This is a genomic window from uncultured Exiguobacterium sp. (genome assembly GCF_964277885.1).
Classification (GTDB): Bacteria; Bacillota; Bacilli; order Exiguobacteriales; family Exiguobacteriaceae; genus Exiguobacterium_A.
Map to the genome: position 1 here is coordinate 1,677,539 of NZ_CAXYJR010000005.1, position 20,745 is coordinate 1,698,283.

The following is a 20,745-nucleotide window of genomic DNA, read 5'->3' on the forward strand; positions in this document are numbered from 1 at the left end:
ACCAAAAGATTTCTTGTCAAGTCGCGTTTCCCATTTGACCGTTTCTTCGTTCTTTCGGACAATGGAAAAGAGAGGATGTGTTGAAATGAACGCTGCGACGTTCCAATCTTTTTACCTGTTATTGAAAAAAACGAAACCCCCGATCGGATTATTATCCGCTGCCGTTTCCGTCTCTGTCATCCAAGCGCTGGCTGCCCTCGCCATTCCTTGGTTCTTAAAAACGTTGATTGACGGGTTTACAGTCGATCGACTGACTCCACAGCTGATCAGTTTGTTCGTGATCGTCTTCGTCGTCCAAGTCGTCGCGAATGCCTTGTCAATCTATTGGTTACAGATCGTCGGTCAACGGATCGTCGCCAATTTACGAACGCTTTTATGGAAGCATCTACTGACGCTATCGATTCCATTCTATGATGAGACGAAATCTGGTGAACTCGTCTCGCGACTCAATAGTGATGCTACGACTCTTCAACAATTGCTGTCGGAGCAACTTGTCCGCCTGCTGACATCACTCGTCTCGATCATCGGGGCGATCACGGTCCTATTCTTCCTCGACTGGCAAATGACACTCGTCATGGTCATCGCTGTACCCGTGACGTTACTAATCATCATCCCGCTCGTGCGGAAGCTGCATAAGATATCTCGTGAGACTCAGAAGGAACTCGCAGGGTTATCCGGTTTTTTTGCCGAGATGCTCGGTGAAGTCCGACTCGTCAAATCGCAAGCGACTGAACCCTATGAGCTCGACCGTGGGAAAACTCGAATTGAGAATCTTTATTATTATGGCGTCAAGGAAGGACGAATTCAAGCCCTCTTGTTGCCGATCTTTAACGTCACTTTGACGACGATGTTGATCTTGATCATCGGCTTTGGTGCTTACCGCGTTGCGACGAACCAAATCACAGCAGGTGAACTCGTCGCCTTCTCGCTCTATTTATTCCAAATCATGTCGCCGCTCGTGACGATGACTGAATTCATCACGAAGTTACAGAAAGCACGTGGAGCAACCGAGCGAATCATCGAGCTTCTCGATGAGACACCAGAAGCGCCTGGAGCGCTTGTTGCGCCGCGTCCGTTTACGGACGTCACGGTCGATCACCTATCATTCGGATACAATGAGACGCCTATCCTACAGGATGTCAGCTTTACGTTACCACGCGGCAAGACGACAGCGATCGTCGGTCCGAGTGGATCCGGGAAGACGACATTATTCGCGATACTGGAGCGATTCTATCAACCGACGTCCGGGCAGATCCGACTCGGAGATCAATCCATCACTGATTTGACGTTATCGTCTTGGCGCCAAGCGATCGGCTATGTCGCCCAAGATTCACCTGTTTTATCAGGAACGATACGTGACAATCTCGTCTACGGTCTTGCAGAAGACGTCAGTGAAGACAAAATCCGTGAGGCTGCACGGATGGCGAATGCCGATACGTTCATTGAACGTTTTCCGGAGGGGTATGCGACAGAAATCGGAGAACGGGGTGTCAAGTTGTCCGGTGGTCAACGCCAACGAATTGCGATCGCACGCGCACTCCTGCGTGATCCAGAAATCCTGTTGCTTGACGAAGCGACATCTAGTCTTGACTCCGAGTCCGAGCGGGTCGTTCAGGAGGCACTCGAGCGATTAATGGTCGGACGGACGACGTTCGTCATCGCCCATCGTCTCGCGACGGTCCGTCATGCCGAGCAAATCATTGTCCTTGAAGACGGTCAGATTTCCGGCATCGGGACACATGATCGCCTCGTCGTCGACAATCCATTGTATAATAAGCTCGTAACGCAACAATTCATCGGCACGGAACGTGCAAGGGGGAATCACGTATGAAGACAGTCGGTTTCATCGGATTAGGTGTCATGGGACAAGGAATGGTCCGCAATCTGCGCAAGGCAGGTTTTACAGTCAAAGGATACAATCGCACAAAAGAGAAAGGACTCGTCCTTGAAGCAGATGGTGTCGAAATCGTCGATACGATTCAAGACGTCGTCACGGATGTCGACGTCGTCATCTCGATCGTCGGTTATCCGCAAGACGTCGAACAAATCTACTTCGAAGACGGAATTCTCGATCATGCGGCACCCGGAACGATTCTAATCGATATGACGACATCAAGTCCGGCTCTTGCAGAACGAATCGCGCAGGAAGCGACAGCACGCGGTCTTCAGGCACTGGACGCACCTGTCACGGGTGGTGACCTCGGTGCGAAGAACGGGACACTCGCCATTCTCGTCGGTGGGGAAGAAGCGGCGTTCGCACAAGCAAAGCCATTATTTGAGGCGATGGGAAAATCGATTGCACTCTTCGGTGGCCCTGGTAAAGGACAATCGGCGAAACTCGCTAACCAAATCGCGATCGCCGGCTCGATGATCGGAACAGCGGAAATGCTGTTGTTCGTCACGCGGTCCGGGATTGATCCGACGCAATTCATCGAGACGATCAAATCTGGATCAGCGGGTAGCTGGAGTCTTGAAAACTTGATTCCACGCGTTATCGCTGAAAACTACTCACCTGGTTTCTTCGTCAAGCACTTCATCAAGGATATGCGTCTTGCCCTCGAACGCGGCGCTGAGATGGGCATCGCGACACCTGGTCTTGCACTGACGAAGGATTTATATGAACAACTTGCTGAGCTGGGTCATGCCGATTCTGGTACACAAGCACTTTATCTGTTGCTCGCCGAGCGTTCACGCGCTTCCGTGGAATAAGTAAAAGCCTGTACGCTACGTCTACTGACGTAATGTACAGGCTTTTTACGTTCATCCCTCGACGGATGATTGACGTGTTGGTTTCAAGCGTTCATAGAAGTGTGCCATCGTCGTATCGAAGTACGGCGTCAAGAAGATGACACCTACAGTACTAAGTAATGCGAGGATACCCCAGCCGATGAAACTCAAGTAAAGCATGATCAGTTCACGCTTATGTCCTTTCATCATCCGACGACTCTCACCAAGGACTTGCCAAAACGACAATTCCGGTCGATCGACCAAAATGTACGGAACGAGGCGATACGCTAGATAAAAGTACAATGCCGGTAAAATCAAAAATGATCCGACATAAACCAATACCGTCACGATTGCATACGCGGCAATCGTCCGGAAGGCACGTCGAAACGAAGAAAATCCTTCGAATAACGTTCCGATTCCCGCGGACTCTCCGCGCGTGAAACGTAAGTACGCAATTGTTCGTCCCACTGTCACCGGTGCAAGGACGATCGTTACGACCATATTCAGAGCAATGAAGCGCACCATGCTATCAATGTTATCTTGGTCAAATGACATCCGGCTTGCAGCGAGTGCAAAAATGAGGAAGTAGATGATCGAGATGCTTAATCCGACCAACCAACGTCCTTTTAACGTACCAAGAGCAGCTTGTTTCAATTGTTTAGGGTTCATGTCGTACTCCTTCATATCCACTATTTCCACTTTTGATTTTAGCCCAGTTTCCTTGAAAAACCTAGTTATCCCACTCTGCTTTTCATCTGCTTGAAGCGAATCGTCGAAAAGTCGTCACGAGCGCAAAAAATCCATTTCTCTCATCTCATCAGATTTGAAAAATGGATTCGTGCGATATAGGATTAGCCCAGAAGTCGCGTCAACGCCTTGACACTTTCTTTTTGAATGACACCGTCTTGTAAGACAGCCGATCCCACATGTAGCTCGGACGCCTTCGTTGCCTCAAGAAGCGTTTTTGCATTCTCAAGTGTGATACCGGATCCCGGTAAGATGATCAGGTCCGGATGTTCCTCGATCAAGCGCGCAATCGTCTCTTTACCTTCTAGTGCCGTCGCTTGGCCACCTGACGTTAAGATCCGATCGACTTCCGGAAAATCAGCGAGCACTTCTGCCGCTTCGAAAATATCACGACTGCTGTCAATTGCCCGGTGGAACGTCAATGACAGCTCCCCTTTATGTTTGATAATACGACCAAGGAAACCTTCGTCGATGCGACCGTCTGCAGTCAATGAGCCAACGACGATTCCGGCTGCGCCGAGTTCACGGATCAAATCGATATCCGTGATGATCGTCTCCTCATCTGATTTCGAATAGACGAACGATTTGCTGTGTGGGCGCACGAGGACGTGAACTGGAATTTCAACCGTCGAGACGACCTGGCGAATCAGTCCGTAGCTCGGAGTTAATCCCCCTTCGGATAAGGCAGATACGAGCTCAATTCGCTGTGCACCGGCTTGTTCTGCTGCGACCGCTTCTTCTACGGTCGATGCGATGATTTCTAACATGATACATCCCTCCCGCATCAGTGTATCATGAGACAACCATCCAGTTCACGCGTTCGTTGAACAGTTTCATCTCCCATGATGGCGGATAGGAAGCTGGACTAAGGACGATTTTCGCACGTCGGAACTCCGCCACCTTATATTTTCGGTTTCCTTGGAATTCGTCATTGGCCAAGAACGCATAGACATCTTTCGTACAGCTGATGACCGCTTTTTGGATGAGTGACGACTCGATATCATCACTGACGAATCCCCGTTCGATTTCCGCTCCATCAAACGACAAAAAACAAGCATCGAAGGCATAGGCATCCAGCGCTTGCAATACCTCGACCCCGACCGTCTGCCCATATGCATCGACTGTTCCACCTAACAACCGAATTTCCCCCGTGAACGGTCCCGTCTTACGGCACTGCTCCAAGTGACTGGCGACGATGAGTGAATTCGTGACGATCGTCGCGTTTCCCGTTAAATAAGGTAACAAGTGCTCAACCGGTTCGCCTCGCCCGAGAAAGATGCAGGAATAATCACTGAGCCACCCTTTCGCATAGCGTGCTAAACGACGAGACAACTGATCCGTCCGCCGCGAGATCGGTGTCTCCCGTTTTCCTCCTTGATAGATGGCACCTCCATAGACGCGCTTCAATTGCCGTTCGCGTTCCAGTTCCTCTAAGTAGCGTCGTACCGTTTCTCCCGAGACATCGAGACGTTCGATCAAATCCTTCGTCATGACTTTCCCTTCCTCTTCCAGCCATTCCATGATGCGTGATTTCCGCTCTTCTCCTAACAACGACACGTGCGCTTCCCCCTTTACAGACAAGTTCTAGTTCTAGTGTAGCGAACGTCTGTAAAGGTCTTGTAAATCCGGTGTAAATAAACGTGTAGTTCCTATGAAATGTCGTTGAATTCGTCCGTTATCCGACTTTTCATCAAACGAAAGACGCGTCTGCCTCTCGATGAGTGAGAAGCAGACGCGTCTTCATTCGTTCATTCAGACGATTTCTTTGCAAAGAGTGGAATCTTAGACTCTGTTCCTTGGCGAATCCGTTGGATGTTATCACGATGCTTGAAGATGACGAACAACGCAAGAACCGTAAAGAACGTCGGAACGATCCAGTCGTTCGTCAAGACGCCGATGGTGATGGAAACAACAATCCCGACACTTGCTGCTACGATCGAACTGAGCGACACCATCCGACTCAGGCGAAGTGTCGTCAAAAAGGACACGAGCAGAAAGATGAAGAGAATCGGACTCGTCACGAGCAACATCCCACCAGACGTCGCAACTGCCTTTCCGCCCTTGAACTTTGCGAAAATCGGATAGATATGACCGACGACAGCCGCTAATCCAGCAAACAGCGGATGCACATCCGCGCCCATTAAGATTGGAACAAGACTCGCGACGGCTCCTTTTCCAAGATCACCGATCAAGACGATGATTCCTGCCTTTTTCCCCAAGACACGGAACGTATTCGTCGTTCCGAGATTCCCGCTACCGTGTTGACGAATATCGATTCCGTGTCCCCATTTCCCGACAAGTAATGCGAACGGAATCGAACCGAGCAGATAGCCAAGAACCAAAATCCCTATGATTTCAATCATAGTCAACCTCCAACCTCTTAGTGACCGACTTTCATATATTCCTCAAGAGTCTGTCCGTTATTTTTAATTTGTGTCGCGACATCGACACCGACATAACGAATGTGCCATGGTTCATACGTGTATCCTGTTCGGGATTGGAATCCACGATCATAGCGAACGATGAATCCGTACTTCGCTGCGTTGTTCGCGATCCATTTTCCTTCTTTCGTATCGCCAAGAGCAGCCGTTAATCCGTTGCCCACGCTCGGTGACGAGATATCAAATGTCAGACCGGTCTGGTGTTCACTGTGACCCGGACGCGCCGAATACTGATCGGCAGCTGCCTTACCGTCACGTGCGACATAATTATTATACAATACTTTTTGGCGTGCGCCGGAACGGAATCCACTGACAGCGTTTAATGTCACGCCTTCTTTTTTAGCAGCGGCAAACATCTTTTCCATCTGTTTCGCAGCTGGAGCTCGCATGTAGCTCTGCTCAAGTACACCTGAGTATGAGAAGCTGACGTTCGGGACGACGAGATCCGACGGTTTGTAGTCGATCGGCAAGCTATATTTCTTGTTGACGACGACGAGCATTCCAAGCGAAAGATCGGCTTTAGCATCTGCAGATTTATCGACGTCCGGTGTCTCATCTTCTGGTTTTGATGGTTTTTCTTGCTCAGGATCCTGAGACGAACTATCCGGTTTATCCGTCGATTCGTCTTTTTTGTCCTCTGTCTTGTTCTCAGATGTTGCAGAATCATCTTTTTTCTCTGCCTCATCCTTTGTCGTCTCATCCGAAGACCCTTGGTCCTTTTGTGTCGTCTCCTCGGATGATTTGTCTTCTTGTTTTGCTTCTTCTGACGTCTCATCTTTCGTTGTTTCATCTTTGTTTGTTTCGTCTTTGTTTGTGTCTTTTGCTGTGTCTTCTTTTTTCGTTTGTTCGTTTGATTGTTTTGTCTCATCTGACTTTTGTTCTGTTTTCGTCGTATCGTCCGCTTGCTGATCCCCAGGATTACATCCTGCAAGGAGAAGCGCTAACGTACTAACGGTTACGATTTTTTTCATGAGTAAGACCCCTCTTCTTTTTATGCTTCTCTATGTTACCGCTAATCGCTTTATCCGTCGACCCTTGTTCAGACGAATGGATTAGACCACATCCTACTCTAGCTTCTTCATTTTCGCAAATGATATTCGATTTGTCATCGGTCCTTAGTACCAAGTACTAAAAATTATCGATTGACTTTATTATTAAATCGAAAAAGCGGAACCGATTCACTAAATCGATCCCGCTTTCATTGTATCTTACGCCTCCGTCAACAGAGCTGCATCCGTTTCGCTCATCTTCTCATAGATGGCGTGCCAGTTCGGGAACACTTTCGGCAACCGAATCGGTCGGAAGTTTTCCTTCTTGACGACGACGTGTGTCGTTTTCGCGGATACTGCCAGCTTCCCGTCCGGATGCTTGACCGTATACCCATAAATCGTCCGTAGTCCATCATAATGATCAATCCAGACCGTCACGACCGCCGTATCACCGTACGTCAACGAGCGTTTGTAATCGAGATTGACATTCGTGACCGGGGAGACGTAACCTGCATCTTCCATCTCTTTGTAATCAAGACCCAAAGACTGGATCAATTCCGTCCGTGCGAGTTCCAAATAGACGAGATAGTTCGAATGATAGACGATGCCCATCATGTCCGTCTCGGCGTATCGGACAGGTATTTCAATCGTATGCATGTAGCTTCCCCCTTAAAAATCCTCTTTTTCAAGATAGGACCATTCTGAACCGGACAAGCTAACTTTGTCAATTAATCGCATCGATTGTTTCGCAATCGCCTGTTCAACGATCGTGATTGCCGCCCGTGCGTTTCCGTTCGGAACGACATCAATCTTCTCAGTAAGCGTCGATCGTGCGTCCTCCGTCAGCTCGTATCCGAACCGTGCCGCGTATCCTTCAATGATTTGAATCAACTCGTCTGGCGAATAATTTGGGAAGTGGAATGATCGCTTAAAGCGAGATTTTAATCCTGGATTACTCGCAAGCAAGGCATTCATCTGTTGCTCGTAACCTGCAAGAACGACGACGAGATTGTCTTGATGTTTCGTCATTTCATCTACAAGCGTATCGATTGCTTCCTTCCCGAAGTCATTCGCTCCACCGTTTAACGCATACGCTTCATCAATGAATAAGACACCACCTAGGGCATCTCGAATCGCGTCACGCGTCTTTTGCGCTGTCTGTCCGACATAACCGGAGACGAGATCCGCCCGGCTGACGACTTTCAAGTGCCCGCGTTTTAAATAGCCGCATTGTCGTAAGACATCGGCATAAAGCTGGGCGACGGTCGTCTTCCCGGTCCCACTATTGCCGCTAAAGACTGCGTGCAATTCGACCGGTAACACCTTATATCCTGCTTCCCGACGGCGTTTTTGCATCGATAACAACGCTTCAATTTGTTTGAGTTCATCTTTGAGATCAGACAATCCGACGAGCGAAGCGATCCGTTCCTCAACGGTTGCGTCAGGTTCTTGCACCATCTCGAAATCTTCTTGTTCGAGTAAGGCAAAGTCTTCGTGACTGGCACTTTCTCCAAGGCTTGATCCCTTCTTGAAGATCGCATCAAGCACGATATTACGGACGGCGCGTCCATTTCCGAAACTGGCGTCGACGCGCTCTCGCTCAAGCCGTCCGAGCAACGCCCGCTCTGCTTGTTCCGTCAAGACGTAATCGTTTGCGGTCGCGATCGAGCGTCCGATGGCGAGCAGCTCCTGATCCGTATAGTCGGCGAGTAGATAATGATTTGATTCCGGGAAACGACTCCGGAGTCCAGGATTCGCCTTCAGGAAATCCCGCATCTCTTCTGGGTAACCGGCAAGCACAACCGCAAATCGCCCAGCATATTCCCCACTCGTCATCGCTGCGACGAGCGTATCAATCGCGGCCTGACCATAATCGTTCCCACTTTGTCCGGCACGTTTTAAAGCATAGGCTTCATCGATGAAGAGCACCCCTCCGACGGCTTCACGAACTTTACTCATGACCTGTTCTTCCGTCTGTCCGACGAACGCACCGACGAGTGACGAACGGTCCGTCTCGACGACTTCCGGGCGTTCGAGTAGTCCGAGCTCGTGATAGATTTTCGCCATCAGACGAGCAAGCGTCGTCTTTCCGGTTCCCGGGTTTCCCATTAAGATCATGTGTAGCGATGGTTGATCACTTGAACGATAGCCATCTTCCGATCGTTTTTGTTGGTACTTCAAGAAACGATACATATGGTGGACCCGTTGTTTGATGTCTTCAAGGCCAATCATTGCGTCGAGTTCTTCGAGTGCTGACCGTTCGACTTGTTTACTTTCGACGGGAAGTAGGGCAACGACACGCTTGAGATCCTGAATCGTCGTCGCCTTTAATTCCGTCATCTCACGGAATGCTTCCCGGGAATAGAAGCGTTCTTGTAAGCTGTCGACGAACGTCTGCGCCGTCTGCTCAAGCGTTGCACTCGAACGCAACAATGCCGTTCCAGCCTCGAACAGTTCCGTCCAGCGTCCGGCATCTAACCGGCGTAATCGCTCCGTTAGTTCGACAATTTGTTCCGTCTCCTCGACGATTTGGCTCGCCTGGAGAATCAGTTCCTTCGTCGCCGAGCGTTTTGCGTTCGCATTGTCCGTCTCACGGATTGTCGGGAACGTGTGCGCGACGAGTCGCTGATACGTACTTTGTAGTTGTTGTTCCGTCAATAACTGCTCCAGACGAGCTGGCAAGCGACCATGCTGACGGATTTCTTGCATCCAGCTCTCAGCTAAGGCGTCCAGTCGTCCTGTCATGATATAGCGATGCTCGACGAGTAACGCTAAGATCCGGACGAGTGCTTCCGTTTCTCCAAGTAGCCGACTACTTTGAGCATAACGTAAGGCAAGCACCTCCTCGACTTTCGCGCCCTCTTCCCACGCCTTGATTTGATTGAACATCTCCTCTTTCGAGAATGCTTCCATGTTGAACCTCCTGCGTCTCGAAAAAACCGACTTTGTCCGCTACCGTTTCGTAGCGTCATCGCCGGTCGTTTCTTGTTTATTTTGCTTTTAGCCAATCCTTATCGAACGTATCAATCGTCTCAAAACTCTTCATCTTGACAGAGTAGAACAGTTTACCGTTATTGCGTGACTCCGCACCGAGTACTTTCGAACGGTCGGAAGCAACATAATACGTCGCTTGTTCCTGGTTGTTTTCTTTATCGAAGATTGATGGATATTGTTTGATCCATTCTTCCGGAACTGTGCTCGATGGTTCTTTTTTCACGTACACGTCCGCAGCCATCCCTGCGATGTCTGCCTCTCCCTCGACTTGTCCAAAGTCACCTTTATTGATGAAGGCGAGAATCTGTTCGTTGAATCCGCGAGAGAGGAACGGACGCGGCGCACTGACGCTCTTACCCGCTTTCGTCTCATTGACTAACTTCCCTGTCGCATCATACTCACGGAACATCGTACCGTTCCAGATCGCGAGCGATCCTTTCGAAGGTCCGTCTACGACTTCCGTCCGGAAATGCCCTTTGTCGTCAAAGACGACTTCATATGTCCGGGCTTCGAGCTCATCTTTTTTCGTCGCGAGTTTCTTCTCGACATATTGAATGCGTGTCATCGTATAAAACGGTTTGACCGTCGCGGCTTTTTCATCGCTTGCGGTCTGCGTCTTGTTCAAGAGATAAAAATTGTAGGCAAGGAGGATCGCCATTGCCACGATTGCTACTGCAATCCACGTGCTCGTTCGTTTCGTCATGCCATGTACACCTTCCTAGCTCAAGTCTCTATTCCCTATCATCGTATCGGTTTTAAAGGGGAAATACAAAGGGTTTGTCCAAGATTTCACGATTTCTGAGTAAATTCGTCAGACTTTTGAACAAATGACAAAAATCGTCGTGATCATCAAAAAAAGACGAACCGAATCGATTCGGTCCGTCCTCTCTCATGGTCTTGGTGCTTTTGGTGTCAATGAGACGATGAGTGAATCATCGACGAGATAGTAACTATGATGCGGCATCTCACGCAAATAACCCTCTTGAAAAAGTTTCGCACAATCAACCTGCATCGTCTTCGTATGGGCTTTAAGTGGCAACTTCTTGACGTGGTGTAAGTACTGATCCACAGCGATTTGGACATGATCCATCTCATAGACGAGTTCACGGTCTTTTGCTTCCATGATAGCAAACGTTTCCCGTGACATATAGAACACTTGTGTCGAGCGCGCTTTTAGTAAATGTTCCAATTGAGTCAAATCGATTCGCTGCTCAGCATCTAGGAGAACCGTCCGATTCGTTCCTTTCGGTAGTTCAGATTCAAACTTATGCGTCGCCTGCTTCACTTCTTCTAGCGTCACGTCACGCATAGGTAACGGATTCTCACTCTTTGGTTGAAACCACTTCTTGAATCGATTCATCGTATTCTCCTCTCGTCAAAAAAGGCGGGGTTTCCCCCACCTTTAATTGATCCCCTTATGCTTGTTGGAGACGCTCACGAAGGACCATTGGAAGGATCCCGCCGTGACGGTAGTAATCGATGTCGACTTCTGAATCAAAACGAGCAATCGCTTCGAACTCAGTGACTTTTCCGTCTGCCGCTGTCGCCGTGACTTTAACGATGTCACGCGGACGAACAGACTCATCGATTGCGATGCTGATCGCTTCTTCACCTGTTAAACCAAGTGTTTCAGCTGTCGTGCCTGCCACGTATTGCAGTGGAAGAACACCCATCATGACGAGGTTTGAACGGTGAATCCGCTCGAAGCTCTCCGCGATGACGGCTTTGACGCCGAGCAAGTTCGTTCCTTTTGCTGCCCAGTCACGTGAAGAACCCATACCGTAGTCTTTACCAGCGAGGATGACGAGACCTGTGCCATCTTCTTTGTACTTCATCGCAGCATCGTACATCGCCATCGTTTCGCCTGTTGGCCAATACGTCGTGAAGCCACCTTCTGTACCTGGTGCGACTTGGTTACGGATCCGGATGTTCGCGAACGTTCCGCGCATCATGATTTCGTGGTTACCACGACGTGAACCGTATGAGTTGAAGTCTTTTGGTGCAACCCCTTTGTTGACGAGGTATTGACCGGCTGGTGTCGTTTTCGAGAATGAACCGGCTGGTGAGATGTGGTCCGTCGTGACCGAATCAGCGAACTTACCGAAGACACGGAGTCCGTTGAGGGCTTCGACTTGACCAGCTTCCTTCGCCAAGTTCTCGAAGAACGGTGGGTTTTGGATATACGTCGACTCACCGTCGAAGTCGTACTGATCTCCTGTTGGCACATCAAGGTTGTTCCAACGTTCGTTTCCTGTGAAGACTGAATCGTATTCTGCACGGAAGCTTTCTGGTGTGACGACCGTGTTGATGATCGTTTGAATCTCATCACGTGATGGCCAGATGTCAGCGAAGAAGACTTCTTGTCCGTCTTTGCCTGTTCCGAGTGACGCGTTCATGATATCGACGTCGACTGTTCCTGCAAGTGCATACGCGACGACGAGTGGCGGTGAAGCCAAGTAGTTCGCTTTGACGAGCGGGTGGACACGACCTTCGAAGTTACGATTACCGGAGAGGACAGACGAAACGAGTAAGTCTGAACCGAGGATCGCGTCTTCGACAGCGCGGTCAAGTGGACCAGAGTTCCCGATACATGTCGTACAGCCGTAACCGACCGTGTTGAAGCCGAGTTCGTCAAGGTACGTTTGGAGTCCTGATTTCTCGAGGTAATCCGTAACGACCTTCGATCCTGGCGCAAGTGATGTCTTGACGTATTTCGGAACCGAAAGACCGAGTTCGATCGCTTTTTTCGCGACGAGTCCCGCACCGATCATGACGTATGGGTTTGATGTGTTCGTACAGCTCGTGATCGCAGCGATTGCGACGTCACCAGTACGCATTTCAACTGCTTCGTCTTCGAACTGAACGACAGCGACTTTGTTCGCTTCTTCTTCCGCCAAGCCGAATCCAGCGTTTCCTTGTGGAGCCGTCAACGCTTTTTTGAATGATGTATGAACATCCGTCAAATCGATCCGGTCTTGTGGACGTTTTGGTCCAGCAAGGGCAGGAACGATCGTTGAAAGATCAAGTTCGACTGTTTTCGTGAATGTTGGATCTTCGTTTTGTGGCGTGTAGAACAAACCGTTTGCTTTCGAGTAGTTCTCGACTTTTTCGATCAATTCTTCATCGCGACCTGTCAGACGAAGGTACGTCAATGTTTCTGTGTCGACTGGGAAGAATCCACATGTTGCACCGTATTCTGGCGCCATGTTCGCGATTGTTGCCCGGTCAGAAAGTGACATCAAGTGGAGTGATGGACCGAAGAACTCGACGAATTTACCGACGACATTCTCTTGACGGAGCATTTCCGTTACACGAAGAGCAACGTCTGTTGCTGTCGTTCCTGGGTGCATCTCACCTGTGATGCGTACACCGATGACTTCTGGTACTGGGAAGAACGATGGCTGCCCGAGCATGCCCGCTTCCGCTTCGATCCCACCGACTCCCCAACCGAGGACGCCAAGACCGTTGATCATCGTCGTGTGTGAGTCCGTTCCGACGAGTGTATCCGGATACACATCAACTGTACCGTCTGCTGTTTCCTTTTCAAGGACGACAGATGCCAAGTACTCGAGGTTAACTTGGTGGACGATCCCTGTTGCGGGTGGTACAGCACGATAGTTATCGAATGCCGAAGTCGCCCAGCGAAGCAATTTGTAACGCTCTTCGTTACGTTCGAATTCGAGATCCATGTTTTCTGCAAGTGCACCAGCAAAACCGTAAGCATCGACTTGAACAGAGTGGTCAACGACGAGGTCTACTGGTACTTCTGGGTTGATGACCGATGGGTCTCCACCGAGATCTTGCATCGCTTTACGAAGTGACGCGAGGTCAACGACCGTTGGAACACCTGTGAAATCCTGAAGGATGACGCGTGACGGTTTGAACGGAACATCGACATCGTTCGAAACTTGAGCTGTTCCCCATTTCGCCAAGTTCTCGACGTGTTCACGTGTGATCGAACGACCATCTTGTTGACGAAGTACTGACTCGAGTAGGACACGAATCGAGTATGGAAGACGTTTGACTTCCGTCAATCCGAGCTCTTCCAATTTTTCAAGACTATAGTACTGATAATTCTTACCGTTTGCTTCAAACGAACGGCGTGCGCCAAAGACATCTTGCGACACATCTGTTTGCTTCATGGTGATTCCCCCTTTAAGTGTTCACGACATCAAGCCCCTGATACCGCTTACTTGTACAGTTCTATCATAGTATAATATGGATTCCGTTACAATTTGAAAGAACAAAAGACTTTCGATAAGTTTTGCTTATTGCTGATATTAGAAAATTATTCTGTTGTCCTGTTTTTCTCATATTTCCAGTCTCGCGTTTCCATTTAGAATGTTCAGGGTACTTAAAAAGTGTAGTACGATATCCGATTCTTGTGGAGGCGTTTATTATGGCGAAATATAAAAGCGATGCAACGCACGTTATTACGACAATCATTTTTAGTGATTTAGAAAAAGCAAAAACAGGTTTTGCGATGATTAAGGATCTCGAAGCAATCAAGGAAATCGAGATGGATCAGATGGTTCTCGCAAAACGTGACGAAGCAGAGGGCTTCTCTTTCATCGATGCGATCGACTTCACGCAACAGGACCAATCCTTCAAAGGCTCATTGATCGGCATGGCGATCGGTGTCGTCGGTGGTCCGTTCGGTATGCTCGTCGGTTCCGTTGCTGGTTATTTGATTGGTGCGAACCGGGATGAAAAGAACGAACGGGAATCGTTTGATTTATTCAACCGGACGCTGAATCAGATCAACCCCAACCATTACGGTGTCATCTTGATCAGTGAGGTCAACGAAGATTCAGAAGCCGTCAATGCGATCGCCGCTGAACTCGGAGCGACGATTCGCCGGACAGGTGAAACTTTGCCGGATGGTACGGTCTAATCAAATCAAAGTTGTCGTCTTTACGTTCTCGTGTTTAAACGGGAGCGTTTTTTAATTCGTGAATCACCTGTTTTGCTGCTTCCTGTGTCGTGTCTGAATCGACTTTCTGTAAAGAATTTTGTTGTACGGATATGAGGATATTTTTGTAGCTGATGATGATGAGATCGGATTGATTCGACAGCTTTTGATTGAGCCCTTTGTAACCATCGCTTGATTGATACTGAACCACATCATTGCCTATGTATTGATCTGTATACGCAAAATGAATCACTAACTGCGTATCTTGTTTTTGATTTTCAAAATAAAGTGTTTCTTGTGTCGACGGCGTATCAATCGTTCCGTCAACCGTTAACCAACGTCTCTTCCCAAAACTCAAGGATTGATCGACAACCGTGAAATCTGCACCAATAGTACTTGCCTTCAACTGAAACTGCTCCATCGCCAAGTGTTCATTCATGTACTTGAACAGTCTCTCATACTGAGCTGGATTTAAGATGGCGTGTTTCGTTTGATTCGTATGCGTAGTAGTTTGGACTTCTACTTTTTTCTGTTCCGTCGTGCCCTCCTCATCCGTGCATCCAGCGATTAAAAACAAACTTGAAAACAGAATTAACATTCTCACTCGACGTTTCATAAAAATATCCTCCTATGGCGAAATACTTCACTTCGCCTTAAAGTTGTACAGCGGTTTAATGATCTCGACGACGTCGACTGTCTCTCTCGTATTGCGAATGATTTCGTCCATCGGTTTATAGACGAACGGCGACTCGTCACGTGTCGATGCGACGACTGAACTTGACCAGACATCGGTCATCGCCTTTTCGAACGCATCCAGTTCAACTGTTTTGAATGCTTTTGACCGCGACATGATGCGACCTGCTCCATGTGGCGCGGAATAGTTCCAATCGGGATTGCCTTTTCCGACGACGATCAAGGAGCCGTCACGCATGTTCATCGGAATGATTGCCCGCTCGCCGGCTTTTGCAGAGATGGCACCTTTTCGTAGAATCATCGCGTCAAGATCGATGTAGTTGTGGATCGTATCGAACTGATCCGCAGCCGTCCACCCCATCGCTTCAAAAATAACTTCAGTCATCGCCTGACGGTTCAGTGCCGCGTATCGTTGCGCAATCTTGAGATCATGCAGATAGCGCTTCATCGCTTCTCCGGAAACAGATGCTAAATCTTTGTTAAACGTAGACCGCTTTTCCTTCAATTGCTGTAAGGTCACCTGAATATCCGACTCGCGCCCTTGTTGTTTTAATTCGGCGATGACTTGGTCCGCGTCAAATTGGAAGCGTGCCGTTTCCGCCTCTGCTTGATAATGTTCGGCAATCGTCTTTCCAAGATTGCGACTACCAGAATGAATGACGAGATAGCGCTGTCCTGCTGCATCCTGATTCAGTTCGATGAAGTGATTTCCTCCACCGAGTGTACCGATCGATAATCGTGCCCGTGTCTCGTTGAACGGTGCAAGTACTTGATCAAACGGTACCTGCTCTGATAATGGATGGGCTTTTTGCCGTACCGACATGCCACTTGGAACGAGACGCTGAATCGTCGCGTCAAGTTTCGCATAATCGATTGGTTCTTGTTCAGCAAGTCGTGTACATAACATGCCGCAACCGATATCAACACCGACGAGATTTGGTACGACCTCGTCCGTCACATGCATCGTCGTTCCGATGACAGATCCCTTTCCAGCATGGCAATCCGGCATGATTCGAACGCGACTGTCTGTCGCAAATTGTTCCTCTAACATAGCTGCGACCTGCTTAATCGTCAGGTCGTCGACGTTATCTGTGAAAATCTTCGCTTCCCCATACGTGCCTTGAATCGTTTTCATACGATCGTTCCTTTCTTGTCCTATCCATTTAGTTATTCTGCTGTTTCTTGCATGATTTCAATGAATTGTTTTGTCAGTGTCGTCGGTCCCGTCTCCGTCAACCAGACGAAGGCTGTCGTACTTGCAGCACCGGATAAGTATGTCTGGTGCAGTCCTGTCATATCCAGTTCCCGCAACGTACTCTCCGGCAATACAGTCACCGCCTGTCCACTGCGGACAAGACCAATCAGCGTCAAGACATCGGAACACGTCTCTTGCGATACGACGCCGAGCCGTTGACTTAACGTCTGAAAGACACCGAGTCCTTCTTGACTCGGAATGATGAGGTTCGCAGTTGGGTGATCCGGATGCCAGACTTGATGAAACGGTTCTTCTTCCATCCATTCAATCGAGATCCCTTGCGCATCAATCGGCAGACGGACGAATGCTGCATCAAGCGACCGCTCTTTCAACCGTTCGATGAGCGCACTCGATTCTCCTTGGTGGACTTGTAAGATAATGCCAGGATGTCGTCGTTTCATCTGTTCAATCCATTCGACGAGCCGACTGGCTGATAAGGTGTTGACACCAATTCGCAAAATCCCTGTTCGCCCGGCTTCGATGTCGCTCACTTCCATCCGTGTCTCCTGCTCGAACTGTAGTAAAGAAACTGCTCGTTCATATAAGCGGTTGCCGCTCGGTGTAATCCGGATCCCGCGTCCTGCCCGCTCAATCAGACGAACGCCAAGCTCTTCTTCCATCCGCCGGATTTGCTGCGTCAAGGCTGGTTGCGCCATCCGCAAGCGCTCCGCCGCCCGCGTGACGGATTGTTCCTCGACGACCGCACAAAAATAGCGGTACTGGCGTAAATCCATATTCATCATCTCTTTCATATGTTTTCATGTATAAAGATATATGAATCATAACATCAATCATATGCTATGATGCAGGAATATCTGAAGTTTAAGAAAGGAGCTTTTTCATGAAACAAACGACTTCTACCTTCCAGTGGATCGTCTTTTTACTCGCGAACACGATTGCCTTACCAATCGTCGTCGCCAGTCTGTTCGACCTCTCTTCAGTCGAGACAGCTGCCCTTGTCCAACGGTCGTTCTTTGTAGGCGGGATTGCCTGTTTCCTACACGGAGCCTTCGGCCACCGGCTTCCGATCGTATCGGGACCTGCCGGATCATGGGTCAGCATCTTCGTCGTCATTGCCGCACTACCGGTCGATTCAAAAACGGCCTTTACAATTGCGATGGCAGCCGTCGTCATTGCTGGCGTCGTCCTCATCATCCTCGGTTTGACAGGATGGACGAAATACTTATTACCCGTCTTCACACCGCTCGTCAGCGGAACATTTTTGCTCTTATTATGTATTCAATTGACAGGTGTCATGCTCGGTGCCGTCCTCGCCGTCGAGGCAACACGTCTCGCCGGTATCATTACGTTCTTGCTCGTGCTCGGACTCAGCCAATTCGGACCGAGTCGCTTACGTCCGTTCGCCTTGATGATCGGGATCATCGTCGGTTGGCTCGTCAGCCGTCCGTCGCTTCCTGCGTCGTCTAATTTGTTCGCACCACCGCAAGCGTTACCGTTTGGATGGCCACAGTTTGATGGTAGTGCATTTCTTGTCGCGATTCCGTTCGCGATTTTGCTCGTCGTCAATTTGATTGCCGCTTTAAGCGCCGTCGAAGCAACGCTTCAAAAACAAGGACGTCTGCACCAAGGGTTATCAATCGAAGGCGTCATTCATTTACTCGCTGCTACATTCTCGACGCTCGTACCAGTTCCGTTACCCATTACGAGCGGGTTCATCGCGCAAACGGGAAGCCGGAAACGTCGTCCGTTCTTGATTGCCTCGCTCGTCATTGCACTAATCGGTTTCTTCCCAAGCTTGATCGGAATCATCGCGACCTTACCACGTAGCGTTGCGAGTGCCGCGTTGCTTGCGACATTGCCGCACATGTTCCTGATTGCTTGGCAGTCAGCGGAAAGTAACATGGAGAACAGTCGTCGCCGCCATGCGTTTGCGATCAGTGCCGTCATCGGCATCAGTATCTTGTTACAATCAACCGTCATCGCGGAAGTTCTGCCTTTGACACTTCGTCCGTTCCTCAGTAATGGATTACTCGTCGGAACGATGCTTGTGCTCGGTTTCGAGATCATCGAAAAAGTACGTTCTCGTCGCGCGAAACAAGCAGATCGATTGGCGAGCTAAAGAGTATTGTACGATCCAGACGATATCATCATCCTCGCTTTCCTGTAAGAGTCGAGGATGAACATTTCTTCTGTTTATTCATTTAAAAAAGCAGCCTTTTCGATGTGATTCGAAAAGGCTGCTTTTTTCTTATTTCATTCAATTAAAATCAAAAAGCTATTTTACTCAACGCACTTCCCGCCACCATTTTCGTGTCGTGCTCTCGGGTGTCACACTCTCCCCGATCATTGGTGTCAGAACCGGAATCTCATCGCGTTTCGCTTCCGTGAGCAACCGTTCGACCGGTTCGAACCAGGCATGAAACGCGAGGATAAATGCAGACCAGTGAATCGGCATCAAGACGCGACCTTTGACATCACGATGTGCTTGAACTGTTTGTTCCGGTAACATATGCGAATTGGACCACCGGACATCGTATTGCCCGCATTCCATCATCGTCAAATCAAACGGACCATATTGTTCGCCGATTGCTTTGAAGTGTGGACCGTATCCACTATCACCACTAAAGAAGACTTTTTGCGAGCCTTCGATGACCCATGACGCCCACAGTGTCGAAAACTGATCGAGACCATTTCGCCCTGAATAATGCCGCGACGGAGCGGCTGTCAGTTTAACACCACCGACTTGCGTCGATTCATGCCAGTCGAGTTCCGTGATCCGGTCCGCTGAAACGCCCCATCCACGGAGACGACTGCCGACACCGAGCGGTACGATAAAGTGACCAACTCGATTTTTCAAGGCGAGGACGGATGGATAATCGAGATGATCATAATGATCATGCGAATACACGACGACATCGATTAACGGAAGGCGTTCGAGATCGACGGTCTGCGTCATTTGAAAACGTCCCCCACCCAGTTTCGGGAATGGTGACGGTGCGCGCCCGAGCATCGGGTCAAAGAAAATTGTTTGCCCGTCAAGTTCGAGTAAAAACGCCGAATGTCCGAACCATGTGACACGTGGTGCTTCACTATCGTCTTGCCGCCGCTGATACGGAAGTGTCGGTAACGCTTTGACAGGACGCAGATTCGGAATATTTCGTCCGTAATCCTTTAAGATGCTTTTCATCGAGTCCCATTCCATCTTCAACTGGAAATCCATCTCATTTTTGAATTTCCCGTCGACAAAACGATCTGATCGCTCAAAACTCCGCCGCTCTGCACGGCTTGGTCGTTTCCCGAATACCGGGTATCGGTTGATGAACCAAGCACTGGCAAGACCGATTCCTGCTAGAGCTGTCACTATTTTTTTCATGTCTTATCACCTCTTCGATGCTCTCAGTATAGCACCTCGATTCCTCACACATCTTGCCCTACGACTCCAAGTGCGAAAAAAAGTGAAGAACACCGGTATGGCGCCTTCACTTCTAGGTATTAGTCGAGATCGTCTGCTTTCCATTTCGCCCGGTCGCTCTTCTCACCGTCCCCGCGGTGATTGCTCTCATAGGCATTGTTCCCCGGATTTTCAACCTTGTTATCATCGTGCCGATGGTCATGATCATGATCGTGGTCATGGTGATTATGGTGGTCATGGTCGTGGTCATGATCGTGATCGTGATCTCGATCCTTGACGAACAATGCAAGACCGCCACGCTCGACTTCTGCGTAATGCCGTTCTGCCTCATCGTCCGAATGTCCGACACGTTTTAATGTCTCGCGGAGCGGTGGTTCTTTAGAAAATTTTGATTTGACCTGATCGATCCAACTTGCACCCGATGCTTCGTCTGCCGCATCATCTCGACCGACGACAGAAAAATCCGAATCATGATGCCCCTGTTGTTTCAATTCCTCGATTTTTCGTTCCAGACTCGATTGATCCTGATAGATTCCAACAAACCGTTTCGCCATCACATGACACCGTCCTTTTTCATATGAATTCAAACACGCTCTATTTTTACCCTTGTTCGC

General features: G+C 49.2%; 19 protein-coding genes. 4 read left to right on the forward strand and 15 right to left on the reverse strand.

Going from position 1 to position 20,745, the window contains the following annotated elements:
- Positions 1-85: 85 nt before the first annotated feature.
- Together ACHWTJ_RS10680 and ACHWTJ_RS10685 are read left to right on the forward strand one after the other, a co-directional pair.
- Positions 86-1,831: an ABC transporter ATP-binding protein gene (locus tag ACHWTJ_RS10680; protein WP_394679692.1), complete on the forward strand. Its 1,746-nt coding sequence runs from the start codon at positions 86-88 to the stop codon at positions 1,829-1,831.
- Entirely contained in the window at positions 1,828-2,709 is an 882-nt protein-coding gene (locus tag ACHWTJ_RS10685; protein WP_294742333.1) for an NAD(P)-dependent oxidoreductase, read from the forward strand. Before ACHWTJ_RS10680 ends, ACHWTJ_RS10685 begins: the two co-directional genes overlap by 4 nt.
- A gap of 51 nt (positions 2,710-2,760) precedes the next feature.
- On the opposite strand, the gene ACHWTJ_RS10690 is transcribed toward ACHWTJ_RS10685, so the two are convergent.
- From ACHWTJ_RS10690 to acnA, 10 genes are all read right to left on the reverse strand, one after another.
- The gene (locus tag ACHWTJ_RS10690) at positions 2,761-3,396 is read right to left on the reverse strand and encodes a DUF975 family protein (RefSeq protein ID WP_294742335.1); all 636 of its coding nucleotides are present in this window, start codon (positions 3,394-3,396) and stop codon (positions 2,761-2,763) included.
- Between the two features lie 182 nt (positions 3,397-3,578).
- Complete coding sequence (locus ACHWTJ_RS10695) at positions 3,579-4,241, reverse strand: copper homeostasis protein CutC (protein WP_294742337.1); 663 nt, start codon at positions 4,239-4,241, stop codon at positions 3,579-3,581.
- 25 nt (positions 4,242-4,266) lie between these two features.
- The gene (locus ACHWTJ_RS10700; protein ID WP_056060593.1) at positions 4,267-5,031 is read right to left on the reverse strand and encodes a DeoR/GlpR family DNA-binding transcription regulator; all 765 of its coding nucleotides are present in this window, start codon (positions 5,029-5,031) and stop codon (positions 4,267-4,269) included.
- Positions 5,032-5,222: 191 nt separating this feature from the next.
- Positions 5,223-5,837, reverse strand: a complete 615-nt coding sequence (gene plsY / locus ACHWTJ_RS10705; RefSeq protein ID WP_294742338.1) for a glycerol-3-phosphate 1-O-acyltransferase PlsY — start codon at positions 5,835-5,837, stop codon at positions 5,223-5,225.
- Positions 5,838-5,854: 17 nt separating this feature from the next.
- Positions 5,855-6,886 carry a D-alanyl-D-alanine carboxypeptidase family protein gene (locus ACHWTJ_RS10710; RefSeq protein WP_394679693.1) on the reverse strand — a complete coding sequence of 344 codons (1,032 nt, stop codon included), beginning with the start codon at positions 6,884-6,886 and terminating at the stop codon, positions 5,855-5,857.
- Positions 6,887-7,123: 237 nt separating this feature from the next.
- On the reverse strand, positions 7,124-7,561 hold the full coding sequence (locus tag ACHWTJ_RS10715) for a thioesterase family protein (RefSeq protein ID WP_294742340.1): 438 nt from the start codon (positions 7,559-7,561) through the stop codon (positions 7,124-7,126).
- A gap of 12 nt (positions 7,562-7,573) precedes the next feature.
- Positions 7,574-9,817, reverse strand: a complete 2,244-nt coding sequence (locus ACHWTJ_RS10720; protein ID WP_394679694.1) for an AAA family ATPase — start codon at positions 9,815-9,817, stop codon at positions 7,574-7,576.
- Positions 9,818-9,893: 76 nt separating this feature from the next.
- Positions 9,894-10,601 carry a hypothetical protein gene (locus tag ACHWTJ_RS10725; protein ID WP_294742344.1) on the reverse strand — a complete coding sequence of 236 codons (708 nt, stop codon included), beginning with the start codon at positions 10,599-10,601 and terminating at the stop codon, positions 9,894-9,896.
- Positions 10,602-10,787: 186 nt separating this feature from the next.
- Entirely contained in the window at positions 10,788-11,258 is a 471-nt protein-coding gene (locus ACHWTJ_RS10730) for a DUF3939 domain-containing protein (protein ID WP_394679695.1), read from the reverse strand.
- 55 nt (positions 11,259-11,313) lie between these two features.
- On the reverse strand, positions 11,314-14,040 hold the full coding sequence (gene acnA / locus ACHWTJ_RS10735) for an aconitate hydratase AcnA (RefSeq protein ID WP_023467797.1): 2,727 nt from the start codon (positions 14,038-14,040) through the stop codon (positions 11,314-11,316).
- A gap of 257 nt (positions 14,041-14,297) precedes the next feature.
- On the opposite strand from acnA, the gene ACHWTJ_RS10740 reads away from it, so the two are divergent.
- Positions 14,298-14,792, forward strand: a complete 495-nt coding sequence (locus tag ACHWTJ_RS10740; protein ID WP_294742347.1) for a hypothetical protein — start codon at positions 14,298-14,300, stop codon at positions 14,790-14,792.
- Positions 14,793-14,826: 34 nt separating this feature from the next.
- Here ACHWTJ_RS10740 and ACHWTJ_RS10745 read toward each other — a convergent pair whose 3' ends face one another.
- Genes ACHWTJ_RS10745 through ACHWTJ_RS10755 form a run of 3 tightly spaced genes read right to left on the reverse strand, consistent with a single transcriptional unit; the run spans position 14,827 to position 17,492 of the window.
- Positions 14,827-15,426 (reverse strand): hypothetical protein, encoded by a 600-nt coding sequence (locus tag ACHWTJ_RS10745; RefSeq protein WP_394679696.1) that lies wholly within the window; start codon positions 15,424-15,426, stop codon positions 14,827-14,829.
- A gap of 27 nt (positions 15,427-15,453) precedes the next feature.
- Complete coding sequence (locus tag ACHWTJ_RS10750; protein ID WP_394679697.1) at positions 15,454-16,638, reverse strand: RtcB family protein; 1,185 nt, start codon at positions 16,636-16,638, stop codon at positions 15,454-15,456.
- 32 nt (positions 16,639-16,670) lie between these two features.
- Positions 16,671-17,492, reverse strand: a complete 822-nt coding sequence (locus ACHWTJ_RS10755) for a LysR family transcriptional regulator (RefSeq protein WP_294749938.1) — start codon at positions 17,490-17,492, stop codon at positions 16,671-16,673.
- A 107-nt stretch (positions 17,493-17,599) separates the two neighbouring features.
- Here ACHWTJ_RS10755 and ACHWTJ_RS10760 point away from each other — a divergent pair, with 107 nt between their 5' ends.
- Positions 17,600-18,838: a purine/pyrimidine permease gene (locus ACHWTJ_RS10760; RefSeq protein WP_394679698.1), complete on the forward strand. Its 1,239-nt coding sequence runs from the start codon at positions 17,600-17,602 to the stop codon at positions 18,836-18,838.
- Positions 18,839-19,003: 165 nt separating this feature from the next.
- On the opposite strand, the gene ACHWTJ_RS10765 is transcribed toward ACHWTJ_RS10760, so the two are convergent.
- Together ACHWTJ_RS10765 and ACHWTJ_RS10770 are read right to left on the reverse strand one after the other, a co-directional pair.
- Positions 19,004-20,092, reverse strand: a complete 1,089-nt coding sequence (locus ACHWTJ_RS10765; RefSeq protein ID WP_394679699.1) for an MBL fold metallo-hydrolase — start codon at positions 20,090-20,092, stop codon at positions 19,004-19,006.
- Between the two features lie 119 nt (positions 20,093-20,211).
- The gene (locus ACHWTJ_RS10770; protein ID WP_394679700.1) at positions 20,212-20,685 is read right to left on the reverse strand and encodes a general stress protein; all 474 of its coding nucleotides are present in this window, start codon (positions 20,683-20,685) and stop codon (positions 20,212-20,214) included.
- Positions 20,686-20,745: the final 60 nt, after the last annotated feature.

Excerpts from the sequence above, each read along its gene's own strand:
- ACHWTJ_RS10745 (WP_394679696.1), bottom strand. The coding sequence starts at position 15,426 with ATGAAACGTCGAGTGAGAATGTTAATTCTGTTTTCAAGTTTGTTTTTA.
- ACHWTJ_RS10710 (WP_394679693.1), bottom strand. The coding sequence starts at position 6,886 with ATGAAAAAAATCGTAACCGTTAGTACGTTAGCGCTTCTCCTTGCAGGA.
- ACHWTJ_RS10730 (WP_394679695.1), bottom strand. The coding sequence starts at position 11,258 with ATGAATCGATTCAAGAAGTGGTTTCAACCAAAGAGTGAGAATCCGTTA.
- ACHWTJ_RS10690 (WP_294742335.1), bottom strand. The coding sequence starts at position 3,396 with ATGAACCCTAAACAATTGAAACAAGCTGCTCTTGGTACGTTAAAAGGA.
- ACHWTJ_RS10715 (WP_294742340.1), bottom strand. The coding sequence starts at position 7,561 with ATGCATACGATTGAAATACCTGTCCGATACGCCGAGACGGACATGATG.
- ACHWTJ_RS10770 (WP_394679700.1), bottom strand. The coding sequence starts at position 20,685 with ATGGCGAAACGGTTTGTTGGAATCTATCAGGATCAATCGAGTCTGGAA.
- ACHWTJ_RS10760 (WP_394679698.1), top strand. The coding sequence starts at position 17,600 with ATGAAACAAACGACTTCTACCTTCCAGTGGATCGTCTTTTTACTCGCG.
- ACHWTJ_RS10695 (WP_294742337.1), bottom strand. The coding sequence starts at position 4,241 with ATGTTAGAAATCATCGCATCGACCGTAGAAGAAGCGGTCGCAGCAGAA.
- ACHWTJ_RS10680 (WP_394679692.1), top strand. The coding sequence starts at position 86 with ATGAACGCTGCGACGTTCCAATCTTTTTACCTGTTATTGAAAAAAACG.
- ACHWTJ_RS10740 (WP_294742347.1), top strand. The coding sequence starts at position 14,298 with ATGGCGAAATATAAAAGCGATGCAACGCACGTTATTACGACAATCATT.
- acnA (WP_023467797.1), bottom strand. The coding sequence starts at position 14,040 with ATGAAGCAAACAGATGTGTCGCAAGATGTCTTTGGCGCACGCCGTTCG.
- plsY (WP_294742338.1), bottom strand. The coding sequence starts at position 5,837 with ATGATTGAAATCATAGGGATTTTGGTTCTTGGCTATCTGCTCGGTTCG.
- ACHWTJ_RS10685 (WP_294742333.1), top strand. The coding sequence starts at position 1,828 with ATGAAGACAGTCGGTTTCATCGGATTAGGTGTCATGGGACAAGGAATG.
- ACHWTJ_RS10755 (WP_294749938.1), bottom strand. The coding sequence starts at position 17,492 with ATGGATTTACGCCAGTACCGCTATTTTTGTGCGGTCGTCGAGGAACAA.
- ACHWTJ_RS10725 (WP_294742344.1), bottom strand. The coding sequence starts at position 10,601 with ATGACGAAACGAACGAGCACGTGGATTGCAGTAGCAATCGTGGCAATG.
- ACHWTJ_RS10765 (WP_394679699.1), bottom strand. The coding sequence starts at position 20,092 with ATGAAAAAAATAGTGACAGCTCTAGCAGGAATCGGTCTTGCCAGTGCT.
- ACHWTJ_RS10750 (WP_394679697.1), bottom strand. The coding sequence starts at position 16,638 with ATGAAAACGATTCAAGGCACGTATGGGGAAGCGAAGATTTTCACAGAT.
- ACHWTJ_RS10720 (WP_394679694.1), bottom strand. The coding sequence starts at position 9,817 with ATGGAAGCATTCTCGAAAGAGGAGATGTTCAATCAAATCAAGGCGTGG.